General features: G+C 52.7%; 17 protein-coding genes. 16 read left to right on the top strand and 1 reads right to left on the bottom strand.

The genetic code is table 11. From position 1 onward, the window contains the following. The first annotated feature begins 48 nt into the window (after window positions 1–48). The 5 genes from pilV (at window position 49) to AACY98_RS09250 (ending at window position 3,477) form a co-directional block, all read left to right on the top strand. A complete protein-coding gene (gene pilV, locus AACY98_RS09270; protein WP_339804347.1) occupies window positions 49–666 on the top strand; it encodes a type IV pilus modification protein PilV in 618 nt (205 codons plus the stop codon). A gap of 27 nt (window positions 667–693) precedes the next feature. Continuing rightward, window positions 694–1,743: a PilW family protein gene (locus AACY98_RS09265; protein WP_339804345.1), complete on the top strand. Its 1,050-nt coding sequence runs from the start codon at window positions 694–696 to the stop codon at window positions 1,741–1,743. Between the two features lie 23 nt (window positions 1,744–1,766). Then, window positions 1,767–2,384, top strand: coding sequence for a pilus assembly PilX family protein (locus AACY98_RS09260; RefSeq protein WP_339804342.1), 618 nt, complete (start codon window positions 1,767–1,769; stop codon window positions 2,382–2,384). 53 nt (window positions 2,385–2,437) lie between these two features. Beyond that, a complete protein-coding gene (locus AACY98_RS09255; protein WP_339804339.1) occupies window positions 2,438–2,890 on the top strand; it encodes a type IV pilin protein in 453 nt (150 codons plus the stop codon). Window positions 2,891–2,961: 71 nt separating this feature from the next. Continuing rightward, window positions 2,962–3,477 (top strand): GspH/FimT family protein, encoded by a 516-nt coding sequence (locus tag AACY98_RS09250; protein WP_162615253.1) that lies wholly within the window; start codon window positions 2,962–2,964, stop codon window positions 3,475–3,477. An 84-nt stretch (window positions 3,478–3,561) separates the two neighbouring features. On the opposite strand, the gene AACY98_RS09245 is transcribed toward AACY98_RS09250, so the two are convergent. Next, entirely contained in the window at window positions 3,562–4,176 is a 615-nt protein-coding gene (locus AACY98_RS09245) for an FMN-dependent NADH-azoreductase (RefSeq protein WP_339804335.1), read from the bottom strand. A gap of 130 nt (window positions 4,177–4,306) precedes the next feature. On the opposite strand from AACY98_RS09245, the gene AACY98_RS09240 reads away from it, so the two are divergent. The 11 genes from AACY98_RS09240 (at window position 4,307) to AACY98_RS09190 (ending at window position 17,371) form a co-directional block, all read left to right on the top strand. Next, window positions 4,307–5,233, top strand: a complete 927-nt coding sequence (locus AACY98_RS09240; protein ID WP_339804332.1) for a LysR family transcriptional regulator — start codon at window positions 4,307–4,309, stop codon at window positions 5,231–5,233. A 331-nt stretch (window positions 5,234–5,564) separates the two neighbouring features. After that, window positions 5,565–6,638: a M50 family metallopeptidase gene (locus AACY98_RS09235; protein ID WP_339804330.1), complete on the top strand. Its 1,074-nt coding sequence runs from the start codon at window positions 5,565–5,567 to the stop codon at window positions 6,636–6,638. Window positions 6,639–6,661: 23 nt separating this feature from the next. Further along, window positions 6,662–7,915, top strand: a complete 1,254-nt coding sequence (locus AACY98_RS09230) for a M50 family metallopeptidase (RefSeq protein WP_339804327.1) — start codon at window positions 6,662–6,664, stop codon at window positions 7,913–7,915. 131 nt (window positions 7,916–8,046) lie between these two features. Beyond that, window positions 8,047–9,168: a branched-chain amino acid ABC transporter substrate-binding protein gene (locus AACY98_RS09225; protein ID WP_126978690.1), complete on the top strand. Its 1,122-nt coding sequence runs from the start codon at window positions 8,047–8,049 to the stop codon at window positions 9,166–9,168. Window positions 9,169–9,755: 587 nt separating this feature from the next. Next, entirely contained in the window at window positions 9,756–10,889 is a 1,134-nt protein-coding gene (locus AACY98_RS09220; RefSeq protein ID WP_339804324.1) for a high-affinity branched-chain amino acid ABC transporter substrate-binding protein, read from the top strand. A 482-nt stretch (window positions 10,890–11,371) separates the two neighbouring features. Continuing rightward, complete coding sequence (gene livH, locus AACY98_RS09215) at window positions 11,372–12,307, top strand: high-affinity branched-chain amino acid ABC transporter permease LivH (protein WP_339804321.1); 936 nt, start codon at window positions 11,372–11,374, stop codon at window positions 12,305–12,307. An 11-nt stretch (window positions 12,308–12,318) separates the two neighbouring features. After that, window positions 12,319–13,731 carry a high-affinity branched-chain amino acid ABC transporter permease LivM gene (gene livM / locus AACY98_RS09210; protein ID WP_339804318.1) on the top strand — a complete coding sequence of 471 codons (1,413 nt, stop codon included), beginning with the start codon at window positions 12,319–12,321 and terminating at the stop codon, window positions 13,729–13,731. Beyond that, window positions 13,728–14,495 (top strand): high-affinity branched-chain amino acid ABC transporter ATP-binding protein LivG, encoded by a 768-nt coding sequence (gene livG, locus AACY98_RS09205; protein WP_339804315.1) that lies wholly within the window; start codon window positions 13,728–13,730, stop codon window positions 14,493–14,495. The genes livM and livG overlap by 4 nt, the downstream gene beginning before the upstream one ends. Before the next feature lie 32 nt (window positions 14,496–14,527). Beyond that, window positions 14,528–15,229: an ABC transporter ATP-binding protein gene (locus AACY98_RS09200; RefSeq protein ID WP_126979634.1), complete on the top strand. Its 702-nt coding sequence runs from the start codon at window positions 14,528–14,530 to the stop codon at window positions 15,227–15,229. Between the two features lie 182 nt (window positions 15,230–15,411). Beyond that, on the top strand, window positions 15,412–16,551 hold the full coding sequence (locus tag AACY98_RS09195) for an FAD-dependent monooxygenase (RefSeq protein ID WP_339804312.1): 1,140 nt from the start codon (window positions 15,412–15,414) through the stop codon (window positions 16,549–16,551). Between the two features lie 106 nt (window positions 16,552–16,657). Continuing rightward, complete coding sequence (locus AACY98_RS09190) at window positions 16,658–17,371, top strand: DsbC family protein (protein WP_339804473.1); 714 nt, start codon at window positions 16,658–16,660, stop codon at window positions 17,369–17,371. The last annotated feature ends 36 nt before the right edge of the window (window positions 17,372–17,407 follow it).

Below are 17,407 nucleotides of genomic sequence, written 5' to 3'. Positions count from 1 at the left end.
CGGGCAATGTTGAGACTTATAAGCGATAAGCGGCCAAAAGGTTGGTATATGCAAAAAGAACAATGGAGTTTAAAGCGGAAGACGCAGCGTGCTGGATTCACACTGGTGGAGATTCTGGTTGCGATTGTGATTTTGGGAATAGGCGCGATTGCCGTACTCGGATTGCAGGTGGCTGCCGTGAAATCCAGCATTGATGCCAAATACCAGAGCACAGCGCTGCAACTGGCCTCAGATCTGTCGGCCATGATGAGGGGCAACCCGACGGTTGCCAGCATGAACAGCAGCAGCAATCCGTATCTGATCAATAAAAACAATACGACGCCAGATGCAGTCAGCTCAGGCTCGGGGCTGGCGTCTCAGGGCAGTGCGTCGGCTATTGCGGTGGCAGACATCAAACAATGGTACGCACACGCCTATGAAACATTGCCTGCGGCAAAGGTCGTGGTCTGTTTTGACGCCAACCCTTATGACAGCGCAGGTGTGCCAAGGTGGGAATGCAGCGGGTCCGGTGCTACACCTTATATCAAAATCGGCTGGTCTTTGCGGCGGGGCAGCTCCGCTTTGGATCAGAAAGTACCGGGCGTAGTGATTCCAGTGGGGGTCTGTAACCCGCTGGATGCCAATGCAACGGCAGCGTGTGTCAGCGGCATTGCTGCAACACCGTAAATATGGGTGGTGATAAAGATGAATTTAATGATGAAAAAACAAAGCCAATTCATTCAGAGAAGCCACGCCTTGCGCTTTGCCTGGCAGGCGGGGTTGACGCTGGTGGAGCTGATGGTGGCGATGGCCTTGTCTTTGCTGGTGATTGCTGTGGCGCTGTTGTCGCTCATGGGCGTTGGGCAGGGGCTTCGCAGTACCAGTGCAACGGCGCAGCTCAATGATGCAGCGATGCTGGTAACTTCCGTGCTGCAGCGTTCCGCTGCGCAAGCAGGCTATCAGCCTTCGGGGACAGAGACGTTCACACGTGAAACTTATTATTCCGCTTTTAATGCACGCCCCGAACCCGATGTCTATGGGCGGGATGCAACCCAAATGGCAACGGCTGCTGCTGAAGTATCGTCCAGCGATATCAGTGGCTTTTATGCTGGCGGCGGCGGGGGCGGGCTGGCAACCAGTGGCAATACGGCGGGCAATGATTTGCTGGCAATCAGGTTTCAAGCGGTTCCCGAAACCGATGAAGAGAAAAAAGGGCTGACTGCCATGGCTGATTTATGTACCGGCAAGCCATTGACGACCAGTCCTTATGATACTTATTCGGCTGCTGACCGGTTTGAAATGCATAAGCCGATCTATACGTTTTTTGTGACGAATGATGTGCTGTATTGTAAAAGCTGGGCCCGCGCTGCCGGGAATTCCGAAGCCGTTGCAACGCCTATCATGGATGGCGTGCTTGCGTTTGAGGTGTTGTATGGTGTGTGGGACAGGACCACAGGGGCACAGGGCGCACCTAACCAGTGGAAGTCGGCAAGTGACATGGAAGCGGATGACTGGTATCGGGTCAAGCGTATTCGCGTTGGGCTGCTGTTGCAAAGCAAGGTGAACGCCGGACCGGCCCGAGATGAAGCGGCGACTTACTATCCTTTGGGGGAAGGGTTTTATACCAGTGCTGATCAGGGCTCCAAGGTAACGGTGAATTTCAAAGATGGCCGGGTGTTCAGAGTGGTGAACTTCACGGTCAATGTCAGCAACATGATGATACCTCGCAATGAGCAGTCATCTGATGAGGCGCATCAGGGCTGAGTCCCGTCTGGTGTGGGGATGTTATGAAAAATAATCAGTCAGAAAAAAGTGTTCTTTCTTTAAAAGCGCAACATGGTGTAACGATTGTTGTGGTGTTGATTGTGCTGATGCTGATGTCGCTGTTAGGTGTAGCGGCAGCCAAAGTTGCAATGCTTTCAAGTCAGTCGACGCGTTATCAGCGGGACTACCGTGTGGCGTATGAGTCGGCGCAAGCAGCACTTACCGATGCCATCATGGATATTGAGTCGGGCAGCCGGAAAGATATGTTTTTTGCCGGAAACGAAGCGCAGTTCCCGGCGAACTGTGGCAACAGCGGCAATACCAAGGGGCTTTGTTTATATGAAGAAGATCCGCAGAAGACTCCGGAAATTTATGCCATGGACTTTGCAAATAGCGACAAGGTGGTTCCTTATGGCGCATTTACCGGCCGCAGTTTTGCAAGCGGCGCAACCGGGCTGAAACCAGTCAAGCCACCCCGTTACATCATTGAACGGCGGGAAGATACTGTCGGTCTGTATGCCAACCCGGTAAGCGGGCACTATATTCCGCGCCCACCCATTTATCGGATTACGGCAATGGGGTTTGGCCCGAGTGAATCCGTTTATGCCGTCATACAGGCGGATTATCGAAAAGCAAACTGACTGCGGATGATTGAAGAAGTCATGCAAATAAATCGACAGGGGAAATGAACCATATGTTTTTACGCAGCAAAATTTTTTATGCAAAGCAGCGCGGGTTTACTTTGCTTGAGTTGATGGTGGTGGTTGCAATTGTCGGGATCATTGCCGTGTTTGCCTACCCGAGCTACAGGGATTCAATCGTTAAGGGCTGGCGGACAGAAGGGCGGGCGGCGCTGGCGGCATTGCAGATGGAGCAGGAGCAATATATCAACCAGACGGGACAATATAAAGTGTTTTCTGCGGGTGCGTCGACCAGTGGTTTTACAACATATTCCGGCTCTAATAAGGAGAGTTCGGCTTATCTGCTGGGTGCGCGTGAATGTGCGGGAAAAAGCCTGCGTGAATGTGTTGTGGTTTTTGGCAAGCCCTCAGCGTCCAAATCTGATCCTGTCATTACGGAGTTGACATTGGATAGCGCGGGGAGCAAATCGTGCTCCGGCGCTGCCGTATCGGTTTGCTGGCCATGAGCAACCATAAAGGTGAGACTGCTACTGCCTGTAGTCTTGTAGCCTGTAGATAGCAAAACATGAAAGCTGGTATGAAAGATAGATATGCTGCAAAAGGGTTCACGCTGATCGAGTTGCTGGTGGTGCTTATGCTTTTGGTCATATTGATGACCTGGGCAGTTCCGGGATTTAATGACTTTAAAAGAAACTATCAACTGGAATCTGCACTTGTCAGGCTGGACTCTTCAATCGGTTGGGCGCGCAGCCAGGCGATTCGCATGCAGTCGTTTGTTGTTGTGCAACCCGTGGGAGGTTCCTGGGCGCAGGGGTGGCGGGTATTTGCCGATAAGAACCGCAATGGGAGTTACGATGCAGGCACAGATGAAGTTCTTCAAACGGAAGAGAAGTTTGCCGACACGCTGACGGTGACGGGCGGCAATTCCGTTCAGATCAATCCTTCCGGGATGATTACTGAAATTACGGCCGTGGCCCGTTTGTCAAATGGCGCCAGGACGCGCAATGTATCGGTGCGCATGAACCGTCTGTTCATTTGTGATCCGGTGACTTCAGGGCTTCCTTCCAATGCTTCAATTCCGTCGTGTTCCTGATTGCGGGTGAAGCAAGTGATGAAGCAGGTGGCCAATAAAAAAAGCCATCTGGTCAGATGGCTTCCCAAGGAAGATATACGAAGGTTATACGCTCAGGGCAGCAATTGCTGCTTTGGCGTTGTCCATGGCTTTTTCCCAGGCATCTGGCCCCATGCCGAGACCTTCGGCGCGGATAAACGTGATATCGGTCATGCCCATGAACCCCAGTACGACTTTCAGATAGCTTTCCTGATGGTCCATCGCCTGTGCGGCTTCAGATGTTGAATAAAATCCGCCCCGGGCAGAAAGCACATAGACTTTTTTGCCGGTTACCAGGCCAATCGGGCCTTTTTCTGTGTATTTGAATGTTTTGCCGGCCTGGGCCAGGCGGTCAATCCAGTTTTTAAGCTGAGCCGGTATGGAAAAGTTATACATGGGCGCGCCAATGGCGATGGTGTCGGCGGCTTGCAGCTCGTCAATCAGTTGCAGCGTCAGTTTGTTTTCCGCGCGTTGCGGTTCAGTCAGGTCTGCGTGGTCAAGTCCCAGGCGGAAACCAAGCGAATCCATGTCCAGCGGCTTAATCGGCTGTTTGATCAGGTCCAGGTGGTTCACTTGTGCCTGCGGGTGTTTGGCCTTGATGTGTGTGACCAGTGCAGCGGTAAGCTGGCGTGATGCGGATTTTTCTCCCAACGGGCTGGAGTCGACTTGCAAAATGTTCATTTTGTGAAATACCTTTTTCTAAAAAATAAGGGGAAGCACGTTGTTTCCCTTGGTTCGTATTATGATCATGCATCAGTGTTTTGATAAGAGGGCATTTTTGCGATATATTGTTGCATGTATAGAACAATAGATGATTATGCAGGATTGGAACGATATTCAAATATTCACCGAGGTGGCGCAGTCTGGCAGCTTTACCGCAGCGGCGATAAAGCTGGAAGTGCCTAAATCCAAGGTTTCCAGAAGGGTGGCCGCGTTGGAGAGCCGTCTGGGTGTGCGGTTGCTGCACCGGACCACCCGCACTTTGTCATTAACCCAGGCGGGGACTGCCTTTTTACAGCATTGCCAGGTTATGCGGCAGGAGGCCGAGGCTGCCGAAGATGTTGTAGCTGGTTTGTTACAGGAGCCACGCGGAACGGTGCGGATTACGTGCCCTGTCACGGTGGCGCATACATGGCTGGGCGCATTGATGCCTGGATTTTTGCGTAAAAATCCGTTGGTACGGGTTGAAATGCAGGTGACTAACCGTGTGGTCAACCCGGTGGAAGAGGGCATTGATGTGGCCTTGCGGGTTCGCAGCAGTCTGGATGAAAGCGGTTCATTGGTGATTAAACGGCTGGGGTATTCAAGACAGGAACTGGTGGCTGCACGTGAGCTGCTGCCGCCTGCCGGGTTTTTAACCAGGCCGGAAGATCTTGACGGGCTGGAAACGATCGCCATGTCTGCCCTGGACGGGCAAACCACCTGGGTGTTGCAGGCAGAAGATGGGCGTGTACATGAATTCACGCACCGGCCACGTTATGTGGCGGATGACCTGCAGACGCTGAGGCTGGCGGTTTTGCAGGGTGTGGGTATCACGCTGCTTCCCGTTGAGCTGTGCTGGGAAGATATACATGCCGGCCGGTTGCTTAAAGTGCTGCCCGGCTGGGCTATGCCGCGTGGGTATGTCCATGCGGTGTTTGCATCACGGCGCGGGATGTCAACGGCAGTGCGTTCTTTTCTGGATTATCTAGGGACGGAGCGTGAGCACAATGAACATTGGTTTGGTGCCATGCTTTAATGGATGATCAAAAAGACCGTGTTTGTCAGTGCGGGGAGGTCTGAATTTTACGGATGTTGATGGCACCAGATAAAAAGCCGAAGACGCTGGTTTTCGGGATGTTTTCAGGTATGATGAGTTCGGACAAAAAAATGTGTATGCATCAGGCTATTCCATGCAGCAAACAGAAGCGACTTTAACTGCGGCTCCAGTGCCAAGCACTGAAAAAAATGGCGGTTTATATCCACCGATGGAAATATTGCAAAAGCAGAAAAAAAGTCAGTCAAAGCCAAGACATTGGCTGGGAGCGGCAGGGTGGTTTCTGATGGTTGCGGTATTGACGATTGCATTTATGGAACCCCGTAGTCTGGATAAGGTGTGGGGGATCTGGATTTTTTACTTGGGGCTGGCTCTGATTTTTTTAACTATCAGCATACCAATCAATATCATTTTGCACGAAGTGGGACACATGCTTGCTGGGCTGTTCTGCGGGATGCGTTTGTTGGTCTTAAGCGTGGGGCGGTGGCGTTTTGAACGGTCTGTGCAGGGGTTCCGGCTGAGGAGGGCAACACCTATTGCCGGTATCAGCGGGTTGGCGATGATGGTGCCAGATGTGACGCATACGAGGGCTTCGCCTAAGCGCGATCATGTGATTATTTTTTTAGGCGGGCCGGTCATGAACCTGGCCTGTGCTGCGCTGGCGTTGGTGGCGGCCTATGCACTGTCACTACATCTGATAGTCAATGTGTTTTTGTATACGTTTGGTGCAATGGCGTTGTTTGTTGGTGTGCTGAATCTGATGCCGCTCAAAATACAAAACTGGCGTACAGATGGTCTGCAAATCATAGATGTGTTCAGGCATAAAGAAGATATTCTGATGCAAAACATCCAGTATTTGTCGGGGTTGGCACTGACAGGTTTAAGAGCGCGGCAGTGGCCGCCGGAGTTGATACCGCAAGAACAAGTGGCTGGTGATGGAGCGCTTCCTTTTTTTACCCGGATCAGCGCACAGAATGCGCGGCTGATTTACGCATTGGATTGTGATGATGAAAAAATGGCACGGCCTTGTGTAGAGTGGCTGGCAAAGCATTTTGACCAGATTCCTGACGGTTTGCGGCAACTGGTTGCGGTTTTGATTGCAAGTTATGCAGCACAGATGTGTGGCGACAAAGATCTGCTGGCGGCGTGGCGCCCCTGGTGTGACGGGGGCTTGACTGATACCGGCGCGGTATGTCATTGGCTGGATGCCGAGCTTGCATGGCTGAACGGGGATGATTTGAAAGCCCGGCAATATATACAGCAGGCACAAGCTGCCATGTCTACAGTGATGAGCCGGGTTGACCAGCAGATGCTGGAGGAAAGCTTATCATCTCTTCAATTGCGAATGCGCGGTGGCCATCAGGAAATATGCCACACGGGTTCTTAAAATGCATACCGTATATACCGCTGATGAATGAAAATACGCCCCTGAGCTCAGAGCCAATGCTGTATCCGCCGCCAAAGCGCAAAACCGGAGCGCAGGACACACCTGCAACTGGTGGGAACGAATGGCTGTTTTATGCCATCTGGGGTGCGATTCTGGCAGCCACGACGCTGGTGGTTGCTTTGTTCATGGAGGGTGTAGAGGGGGCCAGAAACTCGGTGCCTACATTGCTGAGCGTATTTGGTTTTGGCGTATTGCTGCTGGTGTGTTTCTGGTTCAATGTGGTTTTGCATGAAGCCGGGCATTGCATTGCAGGCAGCATGGGGGGACGGCGTGTTTATATCATTGCCGTTGGGCCTTTGTGGTTTAAGCGTACCCCCTGGGGGTGGCGTTTGCGCTGGTATAAGCGCATCCAGGAGATTGGCGGCCTTGCGTTTATGCTGCCTAAAGCCGGACGGCAGTCTTCCAAGGCGGAAGATGTGATGTATTCGCTGGGCGGTCCGCTGGCTAATTTTGTTCTGGCGCTGGTCTGCTGGGGTTTGTTGTCATCGGGGGCAGATGGTTTGTGGCGCATGGTGCTTTACACAGTGATGGTTCAATCGTTGATTATTGGTGTCATGAATCTGCTGCCATTTCATGTAGGCGCCTGGAGAACAGATGGACAGGCGGTTCTTGATACCTGCTTTGCACCGCCATCATCCTTGGGGCAGCAAATCACACAGCTGACCGCGTTGGAGTTTGAGGGGGTATCCACCCGGAACTGGCCGCAAGACCTGGTGCCAACGGAAGCGCAGTTCCAGGCGGCCGAGCATGTCACGGTGGCGCATCTGATTCAGATTTTTCGCCTGACATATGCCATTGCCTGCAGGGATGATGTGCAGGCGCAGCAGTGCGCATACTGGTTTGCGCAACATTATGATACGCCGGAACTGGATGCAACATTGCAGTCTCAGACCGCGCTGTTGATGGCAATTTATGCATTAGTGATGTGTAAGGACGTTGCCTTATGCAAAGCTTGGCGCAGCCATTGGTCACAGGACCAGGTACAGGTGTTTGACGGTTCCGCACAGGCATATATTTACTGGCTGGATGCAGAGCTGGCGCTTGCGGCTGGAAATATCGAGCAGGCTAAACAAGCGTGTGTGAAGGCGTACGGAGCGTTGCAGGATTGCATGGCTAAGAGCGATGTGATGCAACTGCAGGCATATCTGATATCTGTTGTTCAGCGCATTGATGCACTTGAGAAGGATATGAGCGGGGGATTTAAACAAGCTGTTTAAGAAGCAGACGCACCCGGTATCAAGTCTGGATTTGGTCTGCCATATGCAGATTTGCAATGGATATGATAGATTGGCTCCATTCATTTTAATCACAAATTTTTTTATTTATATCTTTTAAGGAGAAGGCATTCATGAAATTTCGTCCTACTTCATTATTGACCGCTATGGCTGTTGCCTGCGGCTTTGCTTTTTCTGTTGCGGCTCACGCTGACAATATCAAAATTGCATTTGTTGGCCCGATCACCGGCCCGGTGACGCAATATGGCGATATGGTCAAAGAAGGGGTGCAGACCGCAGTGGAAATGATCAATGCCAATGGCGGTGTGAACGGCCAGCAACTGGAGATTGTTTACATTGACGATGCCTGTGAGCCCAAACAGGGACCGACCGCAGCCAACCGTGTGGTGAATGAGGGCATCGGGTTTGTTGTCGGACATGTGTGCTCAGGCGCTACGATTTCCGCGGTGGATATTTATAACAACGAAGGCGTTGTTATGGTCACGCCTTCGGCTACAGCGCCAGGGGTGACAGATGGCAAGAACCTGGAAACCATTTTCCGTACCATCGGGCGTGATGACCAGCAAGGGCCTGCGGCAGCGAAATTTATCATTGAGCATGTCAAGCCGCAGCGCGTTGTGGTGTTGCATGACAAACAGTCTTACGGACAGGGTATTGCGACGTCCGTGCGCGATAACCTGCAAAGCGCTGGCGTGAATGTGGTGTTTTTTGAAGGGATCAATGCCGGAGACAGTGATTATTCGGCAACGATTACCCGCATCAAGAGTTCAGGGGCTGATTTTGTTTATTTCGGCGGCTACCACCCTGAGATGGGGTTGTTAATGCGTCAGGCAGCCGAGCAAGGCATTAAAGCGCGCTTCATGGGCCCGGAAGGTGCGGGCAACCCGGAGATTAACGCGATTGCAGGTAAAGCGGTTGAAGGGATGCTGGTGACGTTGCCGGCAGATTTCTCCAGCGATCCTGAAAACGGCAAGATTGTGCAGGCCTTTGAAAGCAAGGGGCGTAATGCCAGTGGCGCTTTCCAGCTGACAGCTTATGCGGCAGTGCAAACGATTGCAGAAGGTATTAAGGGTGCGGGGTCAACCGATCCAGTGAAGGTGGCGCAGTACCTGCATGGAGCGACATTGAATACCACCATTGGTAAAACGTCGTGGAACGCTCAGGGGGATTTGAATGAGTTCAACTTCCAGGTGTATTCATGGCACCAGGATGGTTCACGCTCGCCTGCTAAATGAGCATGATGTAATTTGTTGAGTCCGATTTGAAAACGCTGCGCCTTAGTATGGTGCAGCGTTTTTTTATGGGGTTTTACAAGGGATATAGGGTAACTACCTATGGCAGGAGAGGTGAAAAAGAAATTATTGTGTAACTTTTGCAAGGTACGCGCATAGCCCGATGGGTAGGGTAAACGGTATCAGGTAAAAATTAAAAAATTGATATGCTTGTGGTGCACAGGCCTTGACCAGCTTGCTTCAAAGATGCCCCCGATACAACCGGATGGCATATTGAAGCGGGTCTGGGAAAGCCAGGAGTTCATTTTTACTGGGTATCAGGATAGACGTCAGGCCAGAACCTAACCGTGTGCGACTCGATGGCCGGGCACATGAGATTGATGCAAGTACGTGATGAAGTGTTAGACAATGTTGTATACGTTTTGCTGGGCGGCATGATTCTTGCGGGTTTGTCATAGCGATAGAACATTTGTCGGGAGATCTCAAAAAGGGGCATGTAAAGTGGCGCTTATGCACTGTTTCAGTGCGAAATGTTGCGGCAGGCTTCTTTTGTGGACAGATTGTGTTTCATTTTTTCAGGAGAATTTTTCATGAAATATGTGTTCCGCCCCCAATCCGTTTTGACTGCTTTGGCGCTGGCCTGCGGTTTTGCGCTGTCCGCAGCTAGCGCACAGGCCGATGTGATTAAGATTGCTGCTGTTGGGCCCATGACCGGGCCGGTCACGCAATATGGTGACCAGATCAAAGCCGGGGCATTGACGGCCATTGAGGCGATTAACGCGGCCGGAGGGGTTAACGGGCATACTTTTGAAATGGTGCCAGTGGACGATGCCTGTGAACCTAAACAGGGGCCGATTGCCGCCAATAAAGTGGTTAACGACGGGATTAAATTTGCTGTTGGCATTGCCTGTTCAGGCGCAGCAATTGCTTCGACCGACATTTACGAGAATGAGGGCGTTGTCCTGATCACCCCGGGGGCTACTTCGCCGCTGGTGACAGAGGGCAAGGGGTATGAGTACATTTTCCGCACCATTGGTCGTGACGACCAGCAGGGCCCTTTGGCAGCCAAGTTTATTGCAGAGCAGGTCAAGCCCAACCTGGTGGTTGTGTTGCATGACAAACAGTCTTATGGGCAGGGTATTGCCACTTCAGTTTATGAAGCGTTGAAAAAGGCGGGCGTGAATGTGGCTTTCTTTGAGGGCATCAACCCCGGAGACAGCGATTATTCGGCCATGATCACCCGTGTGAAGACCTCTGGCGCAGATTTTGTCTACTTTGGTGGCTATCACCCGGAAATGGGGCTGTTGCTGCGCCAGGCTGCTGAGCAGGGGCTGAAAGTGCAGTTCATGGGGCCGGAAGGGGTTGCAAACTCTGAGCTTAGCGCCATTGCCGGGCCGTCATCTGAGGGTATGCTGCTGACATTCCCGGCAGATTTTTCGTCAGATCCGGCGAACGCCAAAATTGTGGAGGCTTTCAGAGCCAAAGGGCGCGAGGCTGACGGTGCATTTACATTGACGGCTTATGCCGCAGTGCAGGCGCTGGCCGAAGCCATCAAGCAAACGGGCTCGACCGATCCGGACGTAATTGCCAAATACCTGCATACACATGCGATTGATACCGTGATTGGCAAAGGCACTGCATGGGATGAACAAGGCGATGTCAAGGACTTTGATTTTGCTGTGTTCCGCTGGCATGCCAATGGGCCAAAAACACCTGTGAAATAAGCATAAAAAGTTTGTATGCGGCACGGAACCCCTTTCTGGGTTCAGTGCCTGCATACACGGTGTCAATAGGAGAAAAATAGGTTTTTGTTCATCAGATAGCAGAAGATGGATTTGTCTTTGTTTGATTGTTGGGGCGTTTCAGGGCATAAAAAACATGGAATTAACTCGTGTTTATCGGCAACAGCTAAAGCATCATGCAATGAAATGGTATTCTTCTAAGTTCCCTGCTACCTTATACAGGGATAACGGCGGACATTTATATATAAGTCATATGAATGTAGATACCCAACTATCTTTCTGATGCCAAAAGTACAGAAGCTGTTGTTTGGTCTGCCACCATTTACCTTGACAGCACTAGTCAAACCGGACGGCGCACGCATTTTCCCGTGCAGCATCCGGCATATGCTGTGTTGATTCTGTCTCAGGTAGACGCAGCGGAGGGCTGCAAAATGGTGCTCAATTAAAAATTAAAGGTCATGCATATGTCTGACATGTTGCCGCAACTTATACAGCAATGCTTCAATGGGCTGTCGCTTGGGGCCATTTATGCTCTGATCGCGATTGGTTATACGATTGTTTACGGCATTATCGGGATGATCAATTTTGCGCATGGCGAAATTTATATGGTGGGTGCTTACGTGGGCGTTGTGGCTTTGGCTGCCATGGGGACTCAGGCCGGGGCACCGGTCGCAACGGTTGCGTTGCTGATTGGCGCAGCGGTTCTGATTTCGGTACTGGTGACAGGAACGTTTGGCTACAGCACAGAAAAGGTGGCTTATCGCCCGCTGCGCCAAAGCCCGCGTCTGGTGGCGCTGATTTCTGCTATCGGGATGTCCATCACATTACAGAATTATGTGGCCTTGGGTCAGGGCGCCAAAGACATGGCGGCCCCTTCTTTGGTTACGGGTGGTTTCGTATTTCATCTGGGAACAGATTTTGACGTGAACATTTCATATGGGCGGTTGATGATCATCGTTGTGACGGTGCTGCTGATGATTGCCCTGACATTGTTCATCAAGTACTCCCGCACGGGCCGTGCATCCCGCGCCTGTTCGCAGGATTTGCGCATGGCCAACCTGTTGGGGATTGATACCAACAAGATCATTTCCTCCATGTTTGTGCTGGGCGCGGTTCTGGCGGCTGTGGGCGGGGTGCTGTATGCGCTGACCTTTATCAAAATCAGCCCATTCATTGGTTTTATTGCAGGGATTAAAGCGTTTACCGCCGCCGTATTGGGCGGTATTGGCAGCATCCCAGGGGCCATGCTCGGGGGCGTGATTCTGGGGCTGGCCGAGACGTTTGCCGCCGCTTATATTTCTGCTGAATACAAAGACATCGTTTCATTTGGTTTGCTGGTGCTGATTTTGCTGTTTAAGCCGACCGGGTTGCTGGGCAAGCCGGAAGTGGAAAAGGTGTGATGATGGGCACGATGCAAAGCACATTTAAAAATGCCATCATCGCCAGCATTCTGACGGCGATCATCCTGATGCCCATTGTGGGGATGCCCCTGCAGCGTGAAGGCATTAATCTGGTTATTAACTACCAGATATGGAAGGTCGGGGTCGGTTGTCTGGCTGTGTTTCTGTTCCAGATGGCAAGCCCGTTTTTTGTCAGGCTGCCATCGGTGAGCCGGTTGACCATCATTGTGGTGGCTGTTCTGTCGCTGATACTGATTGTGCATCCGCTGTATTCGGATTATGCGGCGGTTGCAACGATGTGGTCGCTGGCCTGGCGTGTGGGCCTGGTTGTTTTTTGTGCAGTGGCCATACCGTTGCTGATCCGATTGAATGAACGCATTGCCTCTTCGCGCAGTGAATCCCGGCCGGCGCTCACATCAAACCCCTGGGTGGTGGCTGCGGTGATTGTGGTTGCTGTCGTCTGGCCGTTCATGGCGGATCGCAGCGCGTTGAACGTCAGTACGTTGGTGCTGATTTATATCGTTCTGGGCCTGGGGCTGAACATTGTGGTTGGGTTTGCCGGCCTGCTGGATCTGGGGTATGTCGGGTTTTATGCGATCGGGGCATATACCTATGCGCTTCTTTTCAAGTTTTGCGGATTAGGGTTCTGGGAGGCGCTGCCTGTCGCTGGGTTGATTACCGCGATTTTCGGATTTATATTGGGATTCCCGGTGCTGCGGTTGCGGGGGGATTATCTTGCCATTGTGACGCTCGGGTTTGGTGAAATCATCCGTTTGCTGCTGTTAAATCTGAACCAGTGGACAGGGGGGCCGGACGGTATATCGAATATTCCCAAGCCGTCGATATTCGGGTTGGAAATGTCGCGCCGCGCCAGCGATGGCGGACAAACGTTTCACCAGTTTGTTTCGTCCACATTGGGTATTGACTGGTCGTTCAACACCATGCATGTGATGATTTTCATGTACCTGATCGGGCTGCTCATGGCGCTGGTGACGCTGTGGGTTTCGAACCGGTTGATACGCATGCCCATTGGCCGTGCCTGGGAAGCGCTGCGCGAAGATGAAATTGCGTGCCGTTCGCTGGGGCTGAATCCGACCAATATCAAGCTTTCGGCCTTTACGCTGGGTGCGATGTTTGCCGGGTTTGCCGGTGCTTTGTTTGCTGCCATGCAAAGCAATGTGACGCCCAAATCGTTTGAGTTTATGGAGTCTGCGCTGATTCTGGCAATTGTCGTGCTGGGTGGCATGGGGTCGCAGTTGGGGGTGATTCTGGCGGCAATTTTGATTACAGCGCTGCCGGAAATTGCACGTGATTTTGCCGAATACCGCATGCTGGTGTTTGGCCTGATCATGGTGCTGATGATGCGCTGGCGGCCGCAGGGGCTGTTGCCAATGAAGCGTCCGCATGTGGAGCTCAGAACATGAGTAGTGTATTGTTGAATGTTGAGCAGTTGAGCATGCGTTTTGGCGGTCTGCTGGCTGTGGATGGCGTTGGGTTTGAGGTGCTGTCTGACGAGGTGTTTGCCATTATTGGCCCGAACGGGGCTGGCAAGACCACGGTGTTTAACTGTGTCGGGGGCTTTTATAAGCCGACGGCTGGCACGGTGGTGTTTGACGGGAAGAATATCACAGGCCTGCCAAGCCATAAGGTGGCGCAGCATGGTGTTGTGCGCACCTTTCAGAATGTGCGGTTGTTCAAAGGGCTGACGGTGCTGGAAAATCTGCTGGTGGCCCAGCATATGCGGCTGAAAAGCCGGATGATTGGCGGGCTGCTGAAGCTCAAGTCATTCAACCGTTCTGAGCAAAGGGCGCAGGAGCGGGCTGCGCAGTGGCTTGATTTTATGGGGCTGCGTGAATTTTCCAACCGCGAGGCGGGCAACCTGCCTTATGGCTATCAGCGTAAGCTCGAAATTGCCCGCTGTATGATTACCGAGCCGCGTTTGCTGATGCTCGATGAGCCGGCGGCGGGGTTGAATCCGCAGGAAAAGCACGATTTGCAGAAGATGATTGACCGTTTGCGCCGTGAGTTTAATGTGGCGGTATTGCTCATTGAGCATGACATGAGCCTGGTGATGGGGGTGTCTGACCGGATTCTGGTGATGGAGCATGGCCGCCCGATCATCACGGGCACACCTGAGCAGGTGCGCAATGACGAGCGTGTGATTAAAGCGTATTTGGGAGAGGCCTGAGCATGGACGCAGCACAAGAAAAAAGCCCGGTCATTCTCCAGCTGGAAGAGGTCAGAACTTTTTACGGTGCGATTCAGGCACTGCACGATGTGTCTGTTGAAGTTCGGCGCGGCGAGATTGTGACTTTGATTGGTAGCAACGGTGCTGGGAAAACCACCACGCTGATGACGATCTGCGGCAGCCCCCGCGCTGGAACGGGCAAGGTCTTTTTTGAAGGGGAAGATATTACGCTGTTGCCTACGCATGAAATCATGCGCAAGGGGATTGCCATTTCGCCAGAGGGGCGTCGTATTTTTTCCAGCCTGACGGTGACGGAAAACCTGCAAATGGGCGGTTTCTTCAGTGCCAAGCAGGAGATAGAGGCCGGTATCGAGCATGTCTTTGATTTATTTCCGCGGTTGCGTGAGCGCGCAACACAGCGGGCTGGGACCATGTCCGGCGGCGAACAGCAAATGCTGGCGATTGGCCGCGCGCTGATGACCAAGCCCAAGCTTTTACTGCTGGATGAGCCGACACTGGGCTTGGCGCCTTTGATCATCAAGCAGATTTTTGACATTATTCAAACGATTCGTGCAAGCGGCGTGACGATTTTTCTGGTGGAGCAAAATGCCAACAAAGCACTGCAGGTGGCGGATCGCGGCTATGTGCTGGAAACAGGCCGGGTTGTGCTCAGCGATACAGGTGCCAACCTGATGATCAATGAAGATGTGAAAAAAGCCTATCTGGGACATTGATGCTGCAAAGGGCAGCTTTAAAACGGCTGTTCAGGCACGCCGGGTTTGGCGTGCCATGCATCCGTGAAAATGCGCTCGCTATCCTCGCTTGTCTTGTTAGATTCTGTGCCGTTTGATCCCCTAAGCCTGGCAGAGTATGTCACAATGGAGGGCAGTAACAGGTATGACGGGGATGCAAAACGATGAGCAAGTCGTCTAATGAAGAGCAATGTGATGTTCTGGTGCGTGGCGGCGGTATTGCCGGCCGGACGCTGGCGATGCTGCTGGCGCGTGACGGGTTTAATATTGCGCTGGTTGAGCGGCCAACGCCCATGGATGAGTCCAAGGACCCCCGCGCCTATGCGCTGAATGCCGCAGCGGTCAAGCTGCTCAGGGATCTGCGGGTCTGGCCGAAAGAGGATGCCTGCCCGGTTTACGATATGCAGATTGCCGGAGATTCCGGCGGGCAACTGGCTTTTTCAGCCTGGCGGCAGGAGGTGGATACACTGACCTATATTGTGCCGGCTGTTGCCATTGAACGGGCGCTGGATAAGGCGCTTGATTTCCAGTCACGGGTGCAGCGGCTGAACGCACAGGAAAATCCTCGCTTGCCCCAAACGCCATTGGTTGCCATTTGTGAAGGGCGTGACAGCGAAACCCGTGCCGCGTTCGGGTTCAAAATGAAAGCGTCTGAGTATGGACATTCTTCCTTGGCGGCGCGGCTGGTGTGTGAGCATGGTCATGGACACATTGCCCGCCAGTGGTTCAGCGGGCAGGATATTTTGGCATTGTTGCCCCTGACATCGGAAAATGACAAGGAAGTCAGCCTGGTCTGGTCAGTGCCTTCAGCCCGTGCGGCAGAATTACAGGCTTTGTCGGCGGCAGAATTTGAAGCGGTGTTGCGCGAAGCTTCTCATGGGGCTTTGGGTGAACTGCGCTTGAAAACACCGGTAGTCGGCTGGGCGCTGCGGTTTGCGCACGCCGAGCGCTGGATTGCCCGTGCGCACGGGCAGACGGCTGTACTGGTTGCCGATGCCGCGCATGCCATGCACCCGCTGGCGGGGCAGGGGCTTAATGTGGGCCTGGGAGATGTGATGGAACTGGCCCGCGTGCTGCGCGAAAAAGAAACCTGGCGCTCACTGGGCGATGAAAAAATGCTGCGCCCTTATGAACGTGCCAGGCAGACGGCGTTTTTGAAGGTCGGCGGAGCATGCAATGCGTTGTTCCATATTTATACGGGCCAGGCCGCACCGCTGAAAGCGGTGCGCAATGCGGGTATGAATGTGGTCAATGCCGTCAAACCGCTCAAACGCTGGCTGGTCGGCCAGGCCAGTCAAAATTAATGGAATTTATGGGTTATTTTTTAATCTGAGGGTGAGAGTCCGCTATTTCAAATTGATGAACAGGAGAATTGTGTTGAATAAGATATGGCGCAGCGTGTTGGCTGCAATGATGGGAATTGGTATTTTGTGCAGCGCAACGATGGCCTGGGCAGAGGATTTAGAGGCCATTAAAAAGGCCATCAGCCAGAAATGGACCCAGAATATGCCCGCACTGCCGCCAGTGCAGGAAGTGCGTGCAACCGGTATCAGCGGTTTGTATGAAGTCCGCCTGGGCGAAAGTGAAATTGTGTACGCCGATGCCAAGGGCGACTATATTCTCCAGGGTAACCTGCTTGATTTGCAGAACCGCCGGGATCTAACGCAGGAGCGTATTGACCAGTTGACCGCGGTGGATTTTAAGGCCTTGCCGTTTAAAGATGCGATTGTCATTAAACGTGGTGATGGCTCGCGGCAACTGGCGGTGTTTGAAGACCCGAATTGCGGCTACTGCCATAAATTTGAGCAGCAACTGGCAACCGTGGATAATGTGACGGTGTATGTATTCCTGTACCCGATTCTTTCCCCAGACTCACATGCCAAATCCAGAAATATCTGGTGTGCCGCCAACCCGGCGCAGGCATGGCAAGACTGGATGCTGCGTCAAAAGGCGCCCAGCAATGCGGCGTGCGATACCGCACCGCTGGTGCGCAATGTGGCGTTTGGAGAAAAGTACCGTATTACCGGAACACCAACCCTGATTTTTGCCGATGGCTCTAGGATTCCGGGCGCGGTAGATCCGGCAACCATCGAGCAGCGCCTGGCAGTGGCGCATGCACAATAATACGGCAATGTCAGTGCTGATTTGTTGACAGAAAGA

The organism is Saezia sanguinis (genome assembly GCF_963921665.1).
In the GTDB taxonomy this organism is placed as follows: Bacteria; Pseudomonadota; Gammaproteobacteria; order Burkholderiales; family Burkholderiaceae_C; genus Saezia; species Saezia sanguinis.
This window is presented reverse-complemented; position numbering and strand designations above follow the sequence as displayed.